Annotated in this window: 18 protein-coding genes; 17 read left to right on the top strand and 1 reads right to left on the bottom strand. The window is 57.4% G+C overall.

All coding sequences use genetic code 11. The features are described 5' to 3' along the window. Positions 1-17 precede the first annotated feature (17 nt). From B3349_RS13245 to B3349_RS13210, 8 genes are all read left to right on the top strand, one after another. Positions 18-1,169: an N-acetyl sugar amidotransferase gene (locus B3349_RS13245; protein ID WP_291589323.1), complete on the top strand. Its 1,152-nt coding sequence runs from the start codon at positions 18-20 to the stop codon at positions 1,167-1,169. Beyond that, complete coding sequence (gene hisH, locus B3349_RS13240) at positions 1,166-1,780, top strand: imidazole glycerol phosphate synthase subunit HisH (RefSeq protein ID WP_291589322.1); 615 nt, start codon at positions 1,166-1,168, stop codon at positions 1,778-1,780. Before B3349_RS13245 ends, hisH begins: the two co-directional genes overlap by 4 nt. 3 nt (positions 1,781-1,783) lie before the next feature. Continuing rightward, complete coding sequence (locus tag B3349_RS13235) at positions 1,784-2,581, top strand: AglZ/HisF2 family acetamidino modification protein (protein WP_291589320.1); 798 nt, start codon at positions 1,784-1,786, stop codon at positions 2,579-2,581. Positions 2,582-2,589: 8 nt separating this feature from the next. Then, complete coding sequence (locus B3349_RS13230) at positions 2,590-3,636, top strand: polysaccharide biosynthesis protein (protein WP_280057819.1); 1,047 nt, start codon at positions 2,590-2,592, stop codon at positions 3,634-3,636. Between the two features lie 3 nt (positions 3,637-3,639). Continuing rightward, entirely contained in the window at positions 3,640-4,770 is a 1,131-nt protein-coding gene (wbjC, locus tag B3349_RS13225; RefSeq protein ID WP_291589318.1) for a UDP-2-acetamido-2,6-beta-L-arabino-hexul-4-ose reductase, read from the top strand. Between the two features lie 58 nt (positions 4,771-4,828). Next, complete coding sequence (gene wecB, locus B3349_RS13220; RefSeq protein WP_291589317.1) at positions 4,829-5,956, top strand: non-hydrolyzing UDP-N-acetylglucosamine 2-epimerase; 1,128 nt, start codon at positions 4,829-4,831, stop codon at positions 5,954-5,956. Between the two features lie 114 nt (positions 5,957-6,070). After that, complete coding sequence (locus B3349_RS13215; RefSeq protein ID WP_291589316.1) at positions 6,071-7,159, top strand: glycosyltransferase family 4 protein; 1,089 nt, start codon at positions 6,071-6,073, stop codon at positions 7,157-7,159. A gap of 1 nt (position 7,160) precedes the next feature. Then, positions 7,161-7,646, top strand: a complete 486-nt coding sequence (locus tag B3349_RS13210; protein WP_291589315.1) for a WbuC family cupin fold metalloprotein — start codon at positions 7,161-7,163, stop codon at positions 7,644-7,646. 10 nt (positions 7,647-7,656) lie between these two features. On the opposite strand, the gene B3349_RS13205 is transcribed toward B3349_RS13210, so the two are convergent. After that, positions 7,657-8,778 (bottom strand): MraY family glycosyltransferase, encoded by a 1,122-nt coding sequence (locus B3349_RS13205; RefSeq protein WP_291589313.1) that lies wholly within the window; start codon positions 8,776-8,778, stop codon positions 7,657-7,659. A gap of 151 nt (positions 8,779-8,929) precedes the next feature. Here B3349_RS13205 and argB point away from each other — a divergent pair, with 151 nt between their 5' ends. The 9 genes from argB (at position 8,930) to B3349_RS13160 (ending at position 20,702) form a co-directional block, all read left to right on the top strand. Beyond that, a complete protein-coding gene (gene argB / locus B3349_RS13200) occupies positions 8,930-9,823 on the top strand; it encodes an acetylglutamate kinase (RefSeq protein ID WP_279997767.1) in 894 nt (297 codons plus the stop codon). Positions 9,824-10,163: 340 nt separating this feature from the next. Next, entirely contained in the window at positions 10,164-10,886 is a 723-nt protein-coding gene (locus B3349_RS13195; protein ID WP_291589309.1) for a response regulator transcription factor, read from the top strand. A gap of 317 nt (positions 10,887-11,203) precedes the next feature. Then, entirely contained in the window at positions 11,204-12,637 is a 1,434-nt protein-coding gene (locus tag B3349_RS13190) for a sensor histidine kinase (protein ID WP_291589854.1), read from the top strand. A 376-nt stretch (positions 12,638-13,013) separates the two neighbouring features. Further along, positions 13,014-13,694, top strand: a complete 681-nt coding sequence (slmA, locus tag B3349_RS13185) for a nucleoid occlusion factor SlmA (protein WP_291589307.1) — start codon at positions 13,014-13,016, stop codon at positions 13,692-13,694. A gap of 232 nt (positions 13,695-13,926) precedes the next feature. Then, positions 13,927-14,619: a TetR/AcrR family transcriptional regulator gene (locus B3349_RS13180; protein WP_291589306.1), complete on the top strand. Its 693-nt coding sequence runs from the start codon at positions 13,927-13,929 to the stop codon at positions 14,617-14,619. A 49-nt stretch (positions 14,620-14,668) separates the two neighbouring features. Continuing rightward, positions 14,669-16,465 carry an acyl-CoA dehydrogenase C-terminal domain-containing protein gene (locus tag B3349_RS13175; protein ID WP_291589305.1) on the top strand — a complete coding sequence of 599 codons (1,797 nt, stop codon included), beginning with the start codon at positions 14,669-14,671 and terminating at the stop codon, positions 16,463-16,465. Between the two features lie 89 nt (positions 16,466-16,554). Continuing rightward, complete coding sequence (locus B3349_RS13170; protein ID WP_291589304.1) at positions 16,555-17,001, top strand: DUF2147 domain-containing protein; 447 nt, start codon at positions 16,555-16,557, stop codon at positions 16,999-17,001. An 84-nt stretch (positions 17,002-17,085) separates the two neighbouring features. Further along, positions 17,086-19,488, top strand: coding sequence for a 3-hydroxyacyl-CoA dehydrogenase/enoyl-CoA hydratase family protein (locus tag B3349_RS13165; RefSeq protein WP_291589302.1), 2,403 nt, complete (start codon positions 17,086-17,088; stop codon positions 19,486-19,488). Between the two features lie 20 nt (positions 19,489-19,508). Then, complete coding sequence (locus B3349_RS13160; protein WP_291589300.1) at positions 19,509-20,702, top strand: acetyl-CoA C-acyltransferase; 1,194 nt, start codon at positions 19,509-19,511, stop codon at positions 20,700-20,702. Positions 20,703-20,705: the final 3 nt, after the last annotated feature.

Genomic DNA, 20,705 nt, shown 5'->3' with positions numbered 1-20,705 from the left:
TCCAATAATCAGCAGTAATGATCACAAAAAAAAACCAGCCCTGCCGTATCTGTACCCGTTGCATTATGGATACATCTGATCCACACATTCAGTTTGACGATCAAGGTGTTTGTGAATATTGTAATAATTTTACAAACGTTATTCAACCCAATTGGAATACAGGGGCATTGGGTGCCGAAGCTCTGGCGCGCATGGCCGAGCAGATCAAGGCGGATACTAAAGGCAAAGAGTTTGATGCCATCATTGGCCTAAGTGGTGGATTGGACAGCTCTTATGCTGCTTATATAGCGGTAAAGAAAATGGGGCTGCGCCCATTGCTATTCCATGTGGATGCGGGTTGGAATACTGATCAGGCCGTGGGGAATATTGAGAAGCTGGTTGATGGCCTGGGTTTGGATCTTTATACTGATGTCATTAACTGGGAGGAAATGAAAGATTTGCAGTCTGCATTTCTGAAGTCTGGTATCCCTGATCAAGATCTTCCTCAGGATGCATCATTTTTTTCCTCGCTCTATAAATTTGCCCGTAAGCACAAGATCAAGCATGTGATTACAGGTTCAAATTTTTCGACGGAGTGCTGCCGTGAGCCTGAGGAGTGGGGGGGGTATTTAGGGATTGACACTATGCTTTTCCATGACATTCATCGTCAATTCGGTAAGCGTCCGCTGGAAACCTTTCCGCTTAAAGATATCCTTGTTTACAAGTTATATTATCAGAAAATTCTTGGGATGAAGGTTCATCACCCATTGAATCTAGTTCCATTTGTGAAGAAAGATGCGGAGGATGAGTTGGGGCGTTTGTTTGGTTGGCAGCGCTTTCAGCATAAGCATCATGAGTCGCGTTTCACGCGTTTTTACGAAGACTATTGGCTGCCCCGAAAATTTGGCTTCCACAAACGTCGTGCACACTTCTCCAGCCTGATTATGACAGGGCAAATGTCTCGTGAGGCTGCTTTAGAGCGTATTGCAAAGCCTGAAATGGATGAGCATTTTCTAAAGCAGGAGTTCGAGTACGTTGCCAACAAGCTCGATCTCACTGTGGATGAATTGCAACAGATATTCGATGCACCTAACAAGACCTATCGTGACTATAAAAATAAGCGCTGGTTGATTGGCTTGGGCGCCAATGCAATGCGTTGGCTGGGTCTGGAAAAGAGGTATTTCCGATGATTCGAATCATCGACTACGGAGTGGGAAACATCCAAGCATTCCTGACTATGTTCAAACGTCTTGGCTTGGAGGCATCGCGCGCTCGTACCCTTGAGGAGCTTGAGGGGGCTACCAGGCTGGTACTGCCTGGCGTGGGAGCGTTTGACCATGCCATGGGGTTGCTTAACGCATCGGGTATGCGGCCGCAGTTGGAGGAGATGGTGTTAGCACGTCATGTACCGGTGATCGGTATCTGCGTTGGGATGCAGATGCTGGCAAGCGGTAGCGATGAAGGTCAGCTTTCGGGCTTGAACTGGGTGCCTGGCCGCGTGAAGGCATTCGCGTCTGCACCTGCTTCAAAGGATTTGCCGATGCCACATATGGGGTGGAATGACATCCAGATTCGTCCGGGGCATAAACTGTTCACTGATTTCGAGCCAGAGCCGCGCTTTTACTTTTTGCATTCTTATTATTTCGATGCGGATGACAAGCGAGATGTAGCTGCGACTGCGGAATACGGAGTGAACTTTGATTGCATCGTATCGAAGGGAAATATCCATGGCGTGCAGTGTCATCCTGAAAAGAGTCACCATTTCGGTGCCCAGCTCTTGAAGAATTTTGTGGAGTTTTGAGCCATGCTGCGCCCCCGCATCATTCCTTGCCTGCTGATCCATAAAGGTGGGTTGGTCAAGACCCAGCAGTTCAAGTCACCCAAATATGTTGGCGACCCGATCAATGCCGTCAAGATCTTCAATGAAAAGGAGTCCGATGAGTTGATGGTGATCGACATCGATGCTGCAGTGAACAAAGTCGAGCCCAACTATGCATTGATTGAGAAGCTGGCGGCAGAGTGTCGTATGCCTCTGTGCTATGGCGGAGGGGTTACGACTGCCGAGCAGGCATCACGGATTATTGATCTTGGTGTTGAAAAGGTGTCTGTCAGCTCCGCAGCGGTCTCTGATCCATCGCTGCTCACCCGCATGGCCAATGCTATCGGAAGGCAGAGCGTTGTGGCCGTACTGGATGTGCGCAAGAAGACAGGCCTTTTCAGCAAGGGTTATGAGCTGTGTACGCACAATGGAAAGTCCGTGCATAAGCAGGATCCGGTCGCTTTTGCGCGGCAATTGCAAGAGGCGGGTGCCGGTGAAATTGTGATTAACTCCATCAACCATGATGGTGAGATGAAGGGCTATGACATTGAGCTGGCCAAGCTGATGCGCAACGCAGTCAATGTGCCATTGACGGTGCTTGGTGGTGCGGGGTCACTCGAACAGATTGGAGATTTGCTGCGTGCCTGCGGAGTGATAGGTGCGGCGGCGGGAAGCCTGTTCGTTTTCAAGGGCCAGTACCGTGCAGTACTGATCAACTATCCTACACCAGAGCAAAAAGATGCATTGTGCCGAGAGGCTTTAGGCGTGCTGCGTAAATCTTGAGTTGAGACATGTTTATTAATAAAACCCTTTTGATTACCGGTGGTACCGGCTCTTTCGGTAATGCCGTCCTTAAGCGTTTTCTGGATACGGCTATCGCTGAAATTCGTATTTTCAGCCGTGATGAGAAAAAGCAGGATGACATGCGCAAGCGCTACAACAGCGCCAAGTTGAAGTTCTATATTGGTGATGTACGTGATGCACGCAGCATAGAACAGGCTATGCGTGGAGTGGACTATGTTTTCCATGCGGCAGCGCTTAAACAGGTTCCTTCGTGTGAATTCCATCCCATGCAAGCCGTGCGCACTAATGTGTTGGGCACTGAGAATGTGCTGGAGGCTGCGATTCAGGCAGGTGTCAAGCGAGTGGTCTGCCTAAGTACCGATAAGGCCGTATATCCAATCAACGCCATGGGGATCAGCAAGGCAATGATGGAAAAGGTGATGGTGGCTGCCAGCCGCAACCTGGAAGGTTCGGGTATAGTGATCTGCGGCACACGCTACGGTAACGTAATGGCATCGCGTGGCTCGGTGATCCCGCTGTTTGTCCAGCAAGTTGTACGTGAACAGCCTATAACGATCACGGATCCTGCCATGACGCGTTTCATGATGACGCTGGCGGACGCAGTGGACTTGGTGCTTTATGCCTTCGAGCACGGCAATAACGGCGATATCTTCGTGCAAAAAGCGCCAGCTGCCACGATTGAGACGCTCGCTCATGCAGTAACGGGTTTGATGGGTAAGCCTGATCACAAAGTGAATGTGATTGGCACACGCCATGGTGAAAAATTGTATGAAGCCTTACTTAGTCGCGAGGAAATGGCCTGTGCGGAAGATATGGGCGATTATTTCCGTGTACCGGCTGACAGCAGAGATTTGAACTATGGGAAATATGTAGATCAAGGGCAGCAGCGCTTGACTCAGACCGCTCATGGAGAGGACTACAACTCTCACAACACGCAGCGTTTGGATGTGGCAGGCATGCAAAAGCTGCTGCTGAAGCTGGAGGGGATGCAACGTATTGCCAAAGGTGAACTGGTTGACGTTGAGGGGCACTGAAGCATGAAAAGGGTCTTGATCACCGGCGCCAACGGCTTTGTTGGCAAGAATCTGCAGTTGCATCTGGCTGAGCGCAAGGATGTGCAAGTGCTGTGTTTTGTGCGCGACAGTGACGTGGCGCAGTTGCCCGGCTTGCTGCAGGAGGTGGATTTTGTTTTTCATCTAGCGGGTGTCAACAGACCTCATGATCCACAGGAATTCACCATTGGCAATGCCGAATTGACGCAAGCGTTGTGTCAGGCGCTGGGTGCAGTGGCTGCCGACACTGGCCGAAAAGTACCTGTGGTGTACACCTCGTCTACACAGGCTGCGTGTGACAACCTCTATGGGCAGAGCAAGCGTTTTGCCGAGGATGCGTTGTTTGCATTGCAGCGCAAAGCAGGTGTACCGGTGCACGTCTTCCGCTTGCCCAACGTATTTGGCAAATGGTGCAAACCCAACTACAACTCGGTTGTGGCTACGTTCTGCCACAACATCGCGCGCGATCTACCAATCCAGGTGAATGATCCTTCCGCAACGCTGACGCTGGTATATGTGGATGATGTAGTGGAGTGCTTCATTCAGCTCATGGATGGCGCGGATGCCATGGTAGATACCAATGGGTTCGCAACGGCGGAGCCGCAATATACGACATCGGTCGGAGAGCTGAGCACTCTGATCCAGAGCTTCAAGGAGAGCCGTGGCACGCTGATGGCTGAGCGTGTGGGCATGGGCTGGATTCGCGCGCTATATGCTACGTATGTGAGTTATTTGCCGGTTGAATCTTTCACGTACACCGTGCCACAGCACGGTGACCCGCGAGGTGTGTTTGTGGAAATGCTCAAAACGCCAGATTGCGGCCAGTTCTCATTCTTCACAGCCCATCCAGGTATCACTCGAGGTGGGCATTACCACCATACCAAGACGGAAAAATTTCTTGTGATCAAGGGCCAAGCCCGTTTCAAGTTTCGTCATATGCAAACCGGGCAGACACATGAGCTTGTGACTCAAGGTGATAAAGCAGAGATCGTGGAGACAGTGCCGGGTTGGACGCACGACATCACCAACATTGGTGCGGAAGAAATGATTGTCATGCTCTGGGCGAATGAGGTGTTCGATCGGGCAAGGCCTGACACCTTTTCCTGCCCGCTGTAGCCCCCTGTATTGAAAGCCCGGTTAAGCTGGGCATCGGCCCTATTTCCCCTTTACTTCCATGAAGAAACTCAAAGTCATGACTGTGGTCGGCACCCGGCCGGAAATCATTCGTCTTTCTCGCGTGCTGCCGCGCCTTGACGAACATTGCGAGCACGTGCTGGTGCATACAGGGCAGAACTACGACTATGAGCTCAATCAGATTTTTTTCGATGACCTCGGCATTCGTAAGCCGGATCATTTTTTGAATGCTGCAGGAGGGAGTGCTGCAGAAACTATTGGAAAAATCATTGCCAGCATAGATGCGGTTTTGCTCGCGGAGCAGCCAGAGGCTTTTTTAGTGCTGGGCGATACCAACAGTTGCCTGTCGGTGATTCCTGCGAAACGACGCAAGATCCCCATCTTTCACATGGAAGCTGGAAATCGCTGTTTTGACCAGCGTGTGCCCGAGGAAACTAACCGTCGCATCGTGGACCATACGGCTGATATCAATCTGACCTACAGCAGCATTGCTCGTGAATACCTTTTGCGCGAAGGCGTGCCACCAGATCAAGTGATCAAGACAGGCAGCCCCATGTTTGAGGTGCTGTCTTATTACCGTGAGCGCATTGACGCTTCTGACGTGCTACAGCGCCTGAGTTTGCAGCCTGAAGAGTTTTTTGTGGTGAGCACACACCGCGAAGAGAACATTGAATCTGACCGGAGCTTTGGCAAGCTGGTGCAAGTGCTGAACAAGGTGGCTGAGAGCTACGGGTTACCTGTGATTGTCTCTACGCATCCGCGCACGCAAAAACGGGTTGAGGCTATGGGGGCTCAGTTTCACCCGCTGGTGCAACTGCTCAAGCCACTGGGTTTTACGGATTACAACAAGCTGCAGTTATCTGCTCGAGCTGTGCTTTCGGATAGCGGCACTATAAATGAAGAATCATCCATCCTGAACTTTCCTGCGCTGAATCTGCGTGAGGCGCATGAGCGTCCAGAGGGTATGGAAGAAGCTGCTGTGATGATGGTGGGCTTGGAAGAGCAGCGTGTGCTGCAAGGATTGGAGATTTTGCAGACTCAAAAGCGCGGAGAGCGGCTGCTGCGTCAAGTTGCAGACTACAGCATGCCCAATGTGTCTGACAAAGTGGTGCGGATCATCCACAGCTATACCGACTATGTAAAGCGTGTGGTCTGGAAGCAGTATTAAGAGGGATGGACAGTGCGAATTGTTCTAATCGCCGACACTTTCCCTCCTTTGCGAAATTCGGGCGCAGTTCAGTTACGGGATCTTTCGAAAGAATTTGCGCGGCAAGGGCACTCCTTGACGGTTGCACTGCCTTCTGCAGAAATTTCCAGTCCTTGGGTATTAGAAGAAACTGATGGTTATCAGATCCTGAGGCTTCGGGCTCCTAAAACTAAAGATATTGGCTATATAAGACGTACGATTGGCGAATTTTTCATGCCTTTTTTTATGCGTCGGAATTTTCAAAAAAGTCCATTGGCGAAAGAGCAATGGGGTGGTGTTGTATGGTACGCACCATCTATATTTCATGCGCCATTTGCTAATTTTTTGAAAAAAAACAGCCGTTGCAAAGGATATTTGATAATTCGAGATATATTCCCAGAATGGGCTTTGGATATGGGATTGATGCGTAAAGGATTGCCCTATTATTTTTTTGATAAAATTGCCAAATACCAATATTCTGTTGCTGATACTATAGGTGTTCAAACGCCTGGAAATGCATCATATTTTAAGAGGTGGACTGAAAATCCTGGGCGAAAGATTGAAGTGCTGCAGAATTGGCTAGATGAGCCTGCACAATTAAGCAGCTCCTTGAGAGTCGATGAAACTAACTTGGCTGGACGCAAGATTTTTGTATACGCAGGGAATATGGGGGTTGCGCAAGGTATGGATTCAATCCTTGAGCTTGCGGAAAAATTTCTTCATCGATTCGATGTGGGCTTTATTTTTGTCGGCAGAGGAAGTGAGGCTGCACGATTAAAAAATATTGTTCAGCAAAAAGCGCTGAATAATGTGCTATTTTTTGATGAAATTCTCCCAGATGAAATTCCTGATCTTTATTCGCAATGTACTGCAGGAATTGTTGCTCTGGATCCTAGGCATAAAACACACAATATTCCCGGGAAATTTCTCACATACATGCAAAGTGGATTGCCTGTGCTTGCGAATATAAATTCGGGAAATGACCTTGCGGAGGTCATCCGTTCTGAGCGGGTAGGACAGGTATGTGAAAGCAATAATATTGATGATTTAAGTCGGGCTGCAACCCTTCTTTTGGACCAGCTGGATAAAGATGTAGATATAAGCGTGCGTTGCTATCAGCTTTTTGAACAGGAGTTTTCTGTTGATCGTGCTGTCTCAAAGATCATTGATTCTTTGAAAGATTGAAATGACAAAAATATTTTCTGCTGATTTCATATCTGATATTTCGGAAAAAGCAAAGAAAAGTAAACGACTACGTCAGCACTTCAATATCCATCAAAATTATCAAGAAACATGCCAGAGATTGCTTAATGCTATTGAACCAGGTAGCTATATCAGACCTCACCGCCATGCATTAGACCCACGAGAAGAGTTGCTCATTGCCGTGAGAGGGAGAATGGCTTATATCGAGTTTAGTGATAGAGGTGAAGTTCAGGATGTGCAAATTTTCGGAGCAGAGCGCTACGGTGTAACCATGTCTATAGGCTTGGAAATTAATCCTGAAACATGGCATACAGTCGTAGCCTTGGAACCTGGGTCTATGCTTTTAGAGGTTAAAGCAGGGCCATTTGATCCGGATATGCCAAAGGAGTCTGCACCTTGGGCTCCGGAAGAATCTTCAGATGAGGTAAGCATCTATATGGCACAGCTGCTCTCCTTAGTGGGTAAGTAAAGAGTGAAAATTATCTGGCACTGTTTTTTGGAATCCAACGGAAAAAAGCCAGCTTGTTGTACATCGATAAATAAATTGCAAAACTGATCACCAAGGCGGCAAGCGTCAACACTTTGCTATGCTGGAAGAAAATTGCTGCAGAGCAAGGAATCAATGCGTAGCACCACAAAAAGGGTGATGTCAAACCATTTCGTGTGGTTTTGGAGGCGTTAGGGAAAATCTTTTTGGCCCAGCGCTTGTTCGCTAAAGAGTGAAGGTGTACGGCATCAGGTTGTGTGACTGCGGTTGCTTCGCGTAAAAACTTTCTGCGATAGATACTGAAACCGACTTCGATGATGGGGTAGGAGCAAATAAGCAAGCTGGTCCAGGGGGAGATGCTGGCATTTCTTTCTGGAAGAAGCACTGCAATCCACGCGAGGGTGAAACCGAGAAAATAAGCTCCGCCATCGCCTAAAAATATCTTTCCGCGCGGCCAGTTTACTAAGAAAAATCCAATCACGGCGCCAGCGATGATCATGCAGGTAAAGGCGAGTGGAATATCACCGACCTGGCGCGCAATAATTCCAAATGCCGCAAGCATAATGATTGCTGTGCCTGCAGTTAATCCATTAAATCCATCAATAATATTGATGGAATTGGCAACACCACCTACGGCAAAGGCGGTAAAAAAAACTGAGAAAACTGTGTAGCCCAGAATAAAGTCTAGCCCGGGGATATCCACATGAGTGATGGCGGTGCCGGTAATGCCCCAGCCTAAAACGCCGGAGGCCATCGTGGCGAGCAGGCGGATTCGAACGGACACTTTTTTGGTCACATCTTCCAACAGCCCAAAAATAAAAGCAGGCATTCCCGCTAACAAAATGGTGCTAAGAATAGCGCGTTTTTCTGCGGCTGCAATACCATGGCTGGAGGCAGCAAAGCCTGCAAGCACTCCTACGGCGATGCCTATACCCCCTATGCGTGGAGTGGGGGTGGTATGCATTTTTTGAATGCCACTGTTGTGGTCCATTGAAAAACTGCCGTGCCAATTTTTGGTAAAAACGAGAAGAAGACTGGTGATAAGAGATGCAACTCCTGCAATGAAGGCATCGTATCTAAAGAGTTCTGTAAAAAATAAGGAAGTATTGGGCATGCGTAGGAGTGGATATCTATCCAGTGGACAGTCTTTGTTCTATCTTATGTGTCTCTGAATCTTGCCAGTTACGAAATGCAGTTCGTGCAGTTACGGCACAATGCGAAGATTCCTTTCTTGTATTGTCCCACGTGACGCGTAACTGATTGCCATGACCGACACCATCTCCCACATCGCCCCCCGCGACAAAGCCGAAATCCTTGCCCAGGCGTTGCCCTACATCCGCAAGTTCCATGGCAAGACCATGGTTATCAAGTATGGCGGCAATGCCATGACCGATCCTGCCCTTCAGGCGGACTTTGCGGAAGATGTGGTGTTGCTGAAGTTGGTGGGTATCAATCCGGTGGTGGTGCACGGTGGGGGGCCCCAGATCGAGACCGCTTTGAACCGACTTGGCAAGAAGGGGGAGTTCATCCAGGGCATGCGTGTGACAGACGCAGAGACCATGGAGGTGGTGGAGTGGGTGCTGGCCGGCGAGGTGCAGCAGGACATCGTGGGCCTGATTCACCAAGCGGGTGGCAAGGCCGTGGGTCTGACGGGGCGCGATGGCGGTCTGATCCGTGCCAAGAAGCTGAAGATGGTGGACAACAAGGACCCGAGCGTGGAGTACGACGTGGGTCAAGTGGGCGATATCGTGGCCATCGACCCCAGCGTGGTCAAGGCACTGCAGGACGATGCCTTCATTCCTGTCATCAGCCCCATCGGGTTTGGTGAAGAAAACGAGAGCTACAACATCAACGCCGATGTGGTGGCCAGCAAGCTGGCCACCGTGCTGCAGGCGGAAAAGCTGGTGCTGCTGACCAACACCCCCGGCGTGCTGGACAAGGCGGGCAACCTGCTGACCGACCTGACTGCACGCGAGATCGATGGCCTGTTTGCCGACGGCACCATTTCCGGCGGCATGCTGCCCAAGATCAGCGGCGCGCTGGATGCCGCCAAGGCTGGGGTGAATGCCGTGCACATCATCGATGGCCGTGTACCGCACTCGATGCTGCTGGAAATCCTGACCGATCAGGCTTATGGCACCATGATTCGCAGCCATTGAGCGTAGGCTTGCGCGTTGTCGCAAGCAGTCTTCTTGAAAGTGCCTGTCCGTGCAGTTGAACTGCGCCGGCAGGCGTTTTTTGTGGAGCATGCGGGCTGCAGTGGCCGGTGGTTGCAGGAAAGCCGCCCTGCAGGCGCATAGCCGGCCGCGTACACTCGCGCGCTACGGAGTGGGGGTTGGCGCCGTTCCGAACAGGAACGAAACTTGCGGTACGGTGTGCCGTGGTTGCGTGTTTTACATGTGCTTGCTCTTTAGGGTGGCCATGACGGTGCCCGGAAGGATGCAAACCATGCGGTTGCATGCCCCGTAGACGCAGATCGACGAGTCAGGAGTGCATAGCATGCGTTTGCTGTTGGTGGAAGACGATGTGATGGTGGCCAGTGGCATCAAGCTGGGTCTGGCCGACGCGGGCTATGCCGTGGACTGGGTGGGAAGCGGTGAGCGTGCACTGGAAGTGCTGGCGGCCGAAACCTTTGATGTGGCGGTGATCGACATTGGCCTGCCCGGCATGGATGGTTTGGAACTGACGCGCCGTCTGCGGCACAAGGACATGGCCAGCAGCGGCATGCCGGTCCTGATCCTGACGGCGCGTGATGCCCTGCAGGATCGCGTGCAAGGCCTGGATCTGGGCGCCGATGACTACATGGTCAAGCCTTTCGAGTTGCCGGAACTGCTGGCCCGGTTGCGTGCGCTGCTGCGCCGCTCCCAGGCGGCCACTTCGGCGGTGCTGAGCTTTGGTCCGCTGGAGCTGGACACCGCCGGGCGCAGCGCCGGTGTGCGCAGCAAAGACCCGGTGCTGGGTGAGCAATTGCTGCCCATCGACCTGGGGCCGCGCGAATGGACGGTACTGGAATACCTGCTGATCCACGCGCCCAAGCCTGCCAGCAAAGACAAGCTGCTGCAGGCGCTGACCGGCTGGGACAAGGAAATCACCCCCAATGCGGTGGAAGTCTATGTCTCTCGCCTGCGCGGCAAGCTGGAGCCATACGGTGTGGCGCTGCGCTCCATCCGCGGCTTTGGCTACCGGCTGGAGCTGGCTGCGGTGGATTCTTCTGCCACCTGAGGTGGACCGCTCTTTGCAACGTAGTGCTCTGAGCGCAGCCGTGTGGTGGTCGGTGCGTCGCATGGTGGCAGCCGTGGGCGTGCCGGCATCAGCCGCTACCGTTGCGATCGGCAAGCAATCCGAAGGCTGCCCATAAGCGGCGATACCCTGTGCATCAAGGATGCTCCATGCGATTTTGGTCTGAGGATGGCGCCGCAGGCGCACACACGGCATTGACAGCGGTTTTTTGGGCATGCCTGACAGTGCATGCTCCGGCGTTGCAGGCCGCTGCGGTGTTGACTGTGGTGATGGAGCGCTGAGCCATGGCCCGCGGCACCATGACCACCACCTTGCGCAACCGGCTGCTGCTGCTGCTGGTGCTACCGGTGTGCGTGCTGGCCGTCGCGGGCAGCTGGTGGGGCTATCGCTCGGCCGAGGCCGCGGCCGGCCAGCATGACCAGCGTTTGCTGCGTCTGCTGCCGCAGTTGGCCGATTCGGTGATGGCACCGGCCATTGGCAAGGACATGGAGCCGCTGATGGCCCTGTCCCCGAGCATCGACGACTTTGTGCGCAACCGCAGCGGCATCACGGGCTTCGCCGTGGCCGACCTGGATGGCCATGTGCTGGCAGGCGATCCCTGGATCAGTGTGGTGGTGCCGACTACGCCGGCGGCGGAATTCCACAGCCAGGAGTTCGGTGGCATCACCTACCGTGTGGCCGTGCAGCGCGCCATGACGGCGGGTGCTGGTGAAATGGTGGTCGCCCTGGCGGATGGTTCGGACGTGCGCCAGCAGTGGCGCCACCAGTTGCTCACCCATGTGCTGCTGCCCAATATGCTGCTGGTGGTGGTGGCGGCGCTGTTGATCTACTGGTCGGTGCGCAAGGCGTTCAAACCGCTGCTGGACCTGGCCCAGGCGGTGGAAAGCCGTTCACCCCGCGATTTGAGTCCGATTGACGAAACCACTTCGCCCAAGGAAGTCCGGCCGTTGGTGCAGTCGCTCAACCGTCTGTTCGGCCTGGTGCAGGCACAGTCCGAAACCCAGCGACGCTTTGTGGCCGATGCCGCCCACCAGCTGCGCACACCATTGGCGGCGCTGCAGGCACAGGTGGAAGCCTGGGCACTGATGGCCGCTCAGGCGGAAAGGCTGGGGCCGGCTTCTGCTGGGTCCGAACCTGATCAGCCGCAGTCCGGTCTGTTTCTGCAGACCGAGCAGATCGAAAAACTGCGCAACGCCACCCGCCGGACCTCCCAGCTGGCGCACCAGTTGCTGGCCCTGTCGCGCGCCGATGCGCGGCATGTGCAGTCCCAGGCGCACGAGCGGGTGGATTTGAAGGAGCTGTGCGAAAACCTGCTGGAAGCCTTCTGGGACAGCGCGGCAGCCAAGCAGATCGACCTGGGCTTGGAGGTGGAGGCCGTGTACATCAGCGGGCAGGCCTGGCTGCTGCGTGAGCTGCTCTCCAATCTGGTGGACAACGCCATCAAATACACGCCCTCGGGCGGGCAGGTCACGCTGCGCTGCGGGCGCCGTCGCCTGGGCGGGCGCCAACCACAGGCTTTTCTGCAGGTGGAGGACGATGGGCCGGGTGTGCCTTTGGGCGAAACCGGGCGTATTCTGGAGCGGTTTTACCGCCTGCCGGGCTCGGTGGGCGAAGGCTCTGGCCTGGGGCTGGCCATTGCACACGAAATTGCCCAGGGCCACCATGCCGCACTGCGGCTGACGCCGGGGGCCGGCCAGCAGGGGCTGCAAGTCACCGTGGTGTTTCCAGAGTAAGACTTTCAATATTTCTTCATGCCCTCGCGGCATGTACGGGCTGCTACACTTTTTATCTGTCCCCAATGATTGTTACGACGGGGGATGGGCGGCTGTGACCGCTGTGCACGGGAATTGCATGTCCGCTGGGGCAGCGTTGGCCGTGCACTGCTGGTGTCGGCTGGTTGCATGGACCTGGAATGCGGCGGATGGCGTGCTTTTGCAAGCGCTGTCTCTGTGCCGGCAGGCTGGAGTCCATGGTCTCGTGGGGTGCCCATGGCTCTGTGCGCAGTGCAAGGAGAGACGGTGCCCTAAACGAAATTGGCGAGTCATGACAAGCGGTTACTTTTGAAAAGTGCTGTGCGAGAATGACTGCGTTGTTACATTTAAATGCCTTATGTCAGTGTCTGAAGTGATTTGCCCGCCCGCCGAAACCGAAGAGCCTGTGGCCGTTGCCGCTGATACCACGCGTACGCGCAAACGTCCCAAGCCAGGCGAGCGCCGCGAGCAGATCCTGCAGGCCCTGGCGGCCATGCTGGAAAAGCCCGGTGCAGACCGCATCACCACCGCCGCGCTGGCTGCCAGCCTGTCGGTGAGCGAAGCGGCGCTCTACCGCCATTTCGCCAGCAAGGCCCAGATGTTTGAAGGCCTGATCGAGTTCATCGAGCAGTCGGTCTTTGCCCTGATACAACAGATCGTCACCCGCGAAGTGGAAGAAGGCACGGTCACGCCCGAAGATGGGGCCCGCCGCGCTGTCCGCGCGGTGGGGGTGGTGCTGCAGTTTGCCGAACGCAACCCCGGCATGGTGCGCGTGATGGTGGGCGACGCCATCCTGTTCGAGCACGAGCGCCTGCAGACCCGCATGAACCAGTTCTTCGATCGCATCGAATCCACGCTGCGCCAGTGCCTGCGTCCGGCTGCCGACGCCCTGGGCTCCGCCACCCCGACGGTGGATGCCAACGTGGCCGCCAGTGTGCTGACCGCCTTCATGCTGGGCCGCATGCAGCGCTTTGCGCGCACGGGCTTCCGCCGCCTGCCGACCGAACACCTGGACGCCAGCTTGGCCATGCTGATCTGAGGCTTCCCGCCTGCGCAAGCGCGGCCTGAGGCAGCGCCTGGCCTTCGTCCGCGTGCTGGGACGGGGGCTTTTTTCGTAGAGGAGTGCGGCTTTCCTCTGCCAGCACCAACCAACTTTCTGTCGGCTAAACGCGACAGTCTGCGGATCCGGGGTTTGAGTGTTTACCCTTGGTCAGCTTTCCGAAAGCCGGAAGTTTGCGCAAAATAGAACGATCGTTCGTTTTATTTGTGCCATGACAGCTCCCGCGCCCATTCCCACTTCTGTTTCCGATGACCGCCCGCTCGGCGATCAACCGCTGCCGCCGGTGGCTGGTGCCCGCCCGCGCGCGGCCCACAAAGGCCAGCAGACCAAGGCCGCCATCATCGACACCGCGCTCGACATGGCCATGCACATCGGCCTGGAAGGCCTGTCCATCGGCGCACTGGCCCAGGCACTGGGCATGAGCAAGTCCGGCGTGTTCGCCCATTTTGGCTCACGCGAGGAGCTGCAAATCTCCGTGGTGGTCGAATACCACCGCCGCTTCGAGCATGAGGTGTTCTTCACCGCCATCCGCCAGCCGCGCGGTCTGCCGCGCTTGCGCGCGCTGTTCGCCAACTGGATGCAGCGCACCTCCATCGAGCTGGATTCCGGCTGTATCTACATCAGCGGCGCCATCGAATTTGACGAGCGCACCGGCCCGGTGCGCGATGCCCTGGTCGAATCGGTCAGCACCTGGCATGCCGCGTTGCGCCGCGCCATTGTCCAGTGCAAGGAATGCGGCGACCTGCGCGCCGATACCGATGAATCCCAGGTGCTGTTCGAAGTGCATGGCCTGATCCTGGTGCTGCACTACGAAGCGCGCTTCATGCGCATGCCCGATTCCCTGCCGCGCGCCCAGCGCGGCTTTGACAACATCCTGCAGCGCTACGGCATCACCCCTGCCTGAGCTGCCGCGCCATTCCAGATCCATACCTATATACCGAGGAGACCGACCCATGCCCAGCTACAACCCGCCCCTGCGCGACATGCAATTCCTGATGCACGAAGTGTTCAAGGTGACCGACGCCTACCAGGCCATGCCCCAGCATGCCGACGTGGATGCCGACACCATCAATGCGGTGCTGGAAGAAGCGGGCAAGTTCGCTGCCAACGTGACCTTCCCGCTGAACATCAGCGGTGACGAAGAAGGTTGCCACCTGGACAAGACCACGCACGAAGTGACCACGCCCAAGGGCTACAAGGAAGCCTATGCGCAGTTCGTCGAAGGCGGTTGGCCGGCACTGTCGTGCGACACCAAGTACGGCGGCCAGGGCCTGCCCTTTGTGGTGAACTCCGCACTGTATGAAATGCTCAACAGCGCCAACCAGGCCTGGACCATGTACCCCGGTCTGTCGCATGGCGCCTATGAAGCCTTGCACGCCCACGGCTCTCCCGAGCTGCAGGCCAAGTACCTGCCCAAGCTGACCAGCGGTGAATGGACCGGCACCATGTGCCTGACCGAGCCGCATTGCGGCACCGACCTGGGCCTGCTGCGCTCCAAGGCCGAGCCCCAGGCTGACGGCAGCTACAAGATCACCGGTAACAAGATCTTCATCTCCGCCGGTGAGCACGACTTCACCAGCAACATCATCCACCTCGTGCTGGCCCGCCTGCCCGATGCACCCGCCGGCTCCAAGGGCATCAGCCTGTTCGTGGTGCCCAAGTACCTGGTGAATGCCGACGGCTCGCTGGGCGCGCGCAACGGCATCTACTGCGGTGGCCTGGAGCACAAGATGGGCATCAAGTCCAACGCCACGGCCCAGATTGTGATGGAAGACGCCGTGGGCGAGCTGGTGGGCCAGCCCAACAAGGGCCTGCAAGCCATGTTCGTGATGATGAACGCGGCCCGCCTGGGCGTGGGCAACCAGTCGCTGGGCCTGACCGAAGTGGCTTTCCAGAACGCGCTGGCCTATGCCAAGGACCGCCTGCAGATGCGCAGCCTGTCCGGCACCAAGGCCAAGGACAAGCCGGCCGACCCCATCATCGTGCACCCCGATGTGCGCCGCATGCTGCTGACCGCCAAGGCCTATGCAGAAGGCGGCCGTGCGCTGTCCACTTTCTGCGCACTGCTGATCGACCAGGAGCTGAACCACCCCGATGAGAAAGTGCGCAGCGACAGCGCCGATCTGGTGGCCCTGCTGACCCCCATCGTCAAAGCCTTCCTGACCGACAACGGCTGGATCGCCACCACGCAAAGCCAGCAGGTGTTTGGCGGCCATGGCTTCATCAAGGAATGGGGCATGGAGCAGTATGTGCGCGACAACCGCATCAACATGATCTACGAAGGCACGAACGGCGTGCAGGCCCTGGACCTGCTGGGCCGCAAGGTGCTGGGCAACCAGGGCGCCTCGCTGAAGAAGTTCGGCAAGCTGATCGCCAAGCTGGTGGAGGAAGAGGGCGTCAACGAAAAGATGAGCGAGTTCATCACGCCCGTGGCCATGCTGGGCGAGCAGATGACCAAGTTCACCACCGAAATCGGCTTCAAGGGCATGCAGAACCCTGACGAAGTGGGCGCCGCCAGCGTGGACTACCTGCGTGTGGCCGGCCACCTGGTGTTCGGCTACCTGTTCGCCCGCATGGCCCAGGTGTCGCTGCGCGCCATCGCCGACGGCAACACCGACCCCTTCTACGTGGCCAAGCTGCAGGTGGCGCGCTTCTACTTCGCCAAGCTGTTCCCGGAAACCGCGACGCTGATGCGCACCGCCCGCGCTGGCGGCAAGACGCTGATGGACAGCGACGCCGCACTGGCCTGATGCACTGGGGAGGCCGCTCTGCGACACCCTCGAAAAGCGGAGCGGCCTGTGGAGACAAATCCTGAAGTTCGAACAGAAAGGACCTGGATATGAAGACCGTAAAAGTACTGGTGGCGACTGTGGTGGTCATGGTTGGTGGCATGTCTGCCGCCTGGGCGCAAATGACGCCTGTGGGCACCTGGCACAGCGTGGACGACAAGACCGGCGAAGCCAAATCGGAAATCCAGATCAGTGACAGCGCGGGCGTGCTCAGCGGCCATGTCACCAAGCTGCTGCGCAAGGGCGCTGACCCTGCCGCCGTCTGCACCGAATGCAAGGACGGCCTCAAGGGCAAGCCCATGGTGGGCCTGCCCATCATCACCGGCGCCAAGAAGGCCGAGGGCAAGACCGTCTGGGAGGACGGCAAGATCCTCGACCCCGAAAGCGGCAAGAGCTACACCCTGCGCCTGACCCCCATCGACGACGGCAAGAAGCTGGACGTGCGCGGCTCCATCGGCCCGTTTGGCCGCACCCAGACCTGGGTGCGCGTGCAGTAAGCACCGCGCGCCTCCCCGTCTTACACCCCTATTTCGACGCAGCCCGGCCGCTGGCCGGGGCTGCGTCTTTTCACCCAGAACACCATGTCCCGATTCAACGTCAAGAAAGTCGCCGTGCTCGGCGCCGGCGTGATGGGCGCGCAGATCGCCGCCCATCTGGTCAACGTCAAGGTGCCGGTCATCCTGTTTGACCTGCCCGCCAAGGAAGGCCCCAAGAGCGGCATTGCCGAACGCGCCATCGCCAACCTGAAAAAGCTCAAGCCTTCGCCCATCGGCGTGGCCGAAGATGCCGACATGATCCAGGCTGCCAACTACGAGGAGCACCTGAAGCTGCTCAAGGGCTGTGACCTGGTCATCGAAGCCATTGCCGAGCGCATGGACTGGAAGCTGGACCTCTACACCAAGGTCGCCCCCTTCATCGCCAAACATGCGCTGGTGGCATCCAACACCTCGGGCCTGTCCATCACCAAGCTGAGCGAGGCGCTGCCCGACGCTATCAAGCCGCGTTTCTGCGGCATCCACTTCTTCAATCCCCCGCGCTACATGCCGCTGGTGGAACTGATCAACACCCCCACCACCCGTCCCGAGGTGCTGGACCAGCTGGAAGCCTTTGTCACCAGCGGTCTGGGCAAGGGCGTGGTGCGCGCGCACGACACCCCCAACTTCATCGCCAACCGCATCGGCATTGCCGGCATGCTGTCCACGATGAAGCAGGCCGAGAACTTTGGCCTGACGTTCGATGTGGTCGATGACCTGACCGGCAAGAAGCTGGGCCGTGCCTCCAGCGGCACCTTCCGCACCGCCGACGTGGTGGGCCTGGACACCATGGCCCATGTGATCAAGACGTTGCAGGACAATCTGAGCCCTGAGACCGATCCTTTCTACGGCAACTTCGGCACGCCCGCCGTGCTGCAGAAACTGCTGGACCTGGGGCACCTGGGCCAGAAGGCGAAAAAAGGCTTCTACCAGAAGGTGGGCCGCGAGGTGCTGCAGTTCGAGCTGGACAGCGAGGACTACGTGCCCGGTGGCCAGAAGGCCGATGAGGTCTATGGCCGCATGCTCAAGAAGCCCGCTGCCGAACGCCTGCCACTGCTGCGCAACGCCGAAGGCGCGCCCGGCCAGTTCCTGTGGGCCATTCTGCGCGACAGCTTCCACTATGCGGCCATCCATCTGGAGACCATTGCCGAATCCGCCCGCGATGTGGACCAGGCCATGCGCTGGGGCTTTGGCATGAAGCAGGGCCCGTTCGAGCTGTGGCAGGAAGCCGGTTGGCTGCAGGTGGCCACGATGATTCAGGAGGACATCGATGCCGGCAAGGCACTGTCCAAGGCGCCGCTGCCCCGCTGGGTATTCGAAGGCCCGGTGGCACAAGCCGGCGGCGTGCACACCGCCCAAGGCTCCTGGAGCCCGGCTCAAAAGAAGTTTGTCGCCCGCCGCGTGCTGCCCGTCTATGAACGCCAGATCTTCCCCGAGAAGCTGCTGGGCGAAGACAGTCTGCCGGACTGGAAGACGGCCGGCACCACCATTGCCGAGACCAAGGCGCTGCGCACCTGGACGCTGGATGGTCAGGTGCTGATCGCCAGCATCAAGAACAAGATGCACGCCATCAGCCCCGAGGTGATGGAAGGCCTGGTGGAAGCCGTGGAAACCGCCGAGAGCGATTTCGAGGCCATGGTGATCTGGTCCGGCGATGCACCCTTCAGCGTGGGCGCCGATCTGGAAGCCACCATGCCCGCCTTTGTGATCGGTGGCGCCGACGCCATCGAAAGCATCGAAGCCGAGCTGCAGAACATGATGCTGCGCATCCGCTACGCGCAGGTGCCGGTGGTGGCGGCCATCCACGGCATGGCCCTGGGCGGCGGCTGCGAGCTGGCGGTCTACAGCGCCCGCCGCGTGGCCCACATGGAAAGCTATATCGGCCTGGTGGAAGTGGGCGTGGGCCTGATCCCCGGCGCCGGCGGCCTGACCTATATCGCCCGCCGTGCGGCCGAGAACATGGCCCAGTCCACCAGCAAGGATGTGCTGCCTTTCCTGACCGAGGGCTTCACTGCTGCGGCCATGGCCAAGGTGGGCACCAGCGCCATCGAATCGCGCAAGCTGGGCTATCTGCTGGAATCCGACCTGATCGTGCCGCACAAGGACGAGGTGCTGTTCACCGCCATCAACGAAGCCCGCTCCATGGCTGCCGGTGGCTGGCGCGCGCCGCTCAAGCGCCTGTTCCCGGTGGCGGGCCGCAGCGGCATGGCCACCATCAAGGCCCAGCTGGTGAACATGCGCGATGGCGGCTTCATCAGCGCCTACGACTTCAAGATCGCTTCGATGATTGCCGAGATCGTCTGCGGCGGCGACGTAGATGCCGGCTCGCTGGTGACCGAGGAATACCTGCTGGCACTGGAACGCAAGGCCTTCTGCCACCTGATCGGCCAACCCACGACCCATGAACGCATCTTGGGCATGTTGAACACCGGCAAGCCGGTTCGCAACTGATTGGCAAGGAGACAAGAACCATGAAACAAGTACAAGACGCCTACATCGTTGCCGCCACGCGCACGCCCATTGGCCGCTCGGGCCGGGGCTATTTCAAGAACACCCGTCCGGACGATCTGCTGGTGGCCACGCTGAAGTCCGCCATGGCCCAGGTGCCCACGCTGGACCCCAAGGCGATCGAGGACGCCATCATCGGCTGCTCCTTCCCTGAAGGGGAGCAGGGCATGAACATGGCGCGCATTGCCGTGGGCCTGGCGTTCGACCACCCCATCGGCGGCGTGACGGTGAACCGCTTCTGCGCCTCGGGCGTGACGGCCATCCAGATGGCAGCCGACCGCATCCGCGTGGGCGAAGCCGATGTGCTGATCGCGGGCGGTGCCGAATCCATGAGCATGGTGCCCATGGGCGGCAACAAGCCTTCGTTCAATCCCGAGATCTTTGCGCGCGACGAAAACGTGGGCATTGCCTACGGCATGGGCCTGACCGCCGAGAAAGTGGCCCAGCAGTGGAAGGTGACGCGCGAGATGCAGGACGCCTTCGCGCTGGAATCCCACCTGCGTGCCGTGCGCGCCCAGCAGGCAGGTGAATTCGCCGACGAAATCACCCCCATCGACATCATCGACCGCAGCCCCGATCTGTCCACTGGCGAAGTCATCACCAGGACCCGCACCGTCAGCCTGGATGAAGGTCCACGCCCCGACACCACGCTGGAAGCGCTGGGCAAGCTGCGTCCGGTGTTCGCCGCACGCGGCAGCGTGACGGCAGGCAACAGCTCGCAGACCAGCGATGGCGCCGGTGCGCTGATCCTGGCCAGCGAGAAGGCCGTCAAGCAGTTCGGCCTGACGCCGCTGGCCCGCTTCGTCAGCTTTGCCGCCCGTGGCGTGCCCCCTGAAATCATGGGTATCGGCCCCATCGAAGCCATTCCTGCGGCGCTGCGCTATGCCGGCATCAACCACCAGGACATCGGCTGGTTCGAACTGAACGAAGCCTTTGCCGCCCAGTCGCTGGCGGTCATCCACAGCCTGGGTCTGGACCCGGCCAAGGTCAACCCCATGGGCGGTGCCATTGCCCTGGGTCACCCCCTGGGGGCGACCGGTGCCATCCGTGCGGCCACCGTGGTCCACGCGCTGCGCCGTCACAAGCTGAAGTACGGCATGGTGACCATGTGCGTGGGCACCGGCCAGGGCGCCGCCGGCATCTTTGAGAGCGTCTGAGGC

It is taken from the genome of Comamonas sp. UBA7528, from assembly GCF_002479375.1.
GTDB lineage: Bacteria > Pseudomonadota > Gammaproteobacteria > Burkholderiales > Burkholderiaceae_C > Comamonas.
Note: the sequence above shows the minus strand (reverse complement) of the source record. Positions and strands in the feature narration are given on the sequence as shown.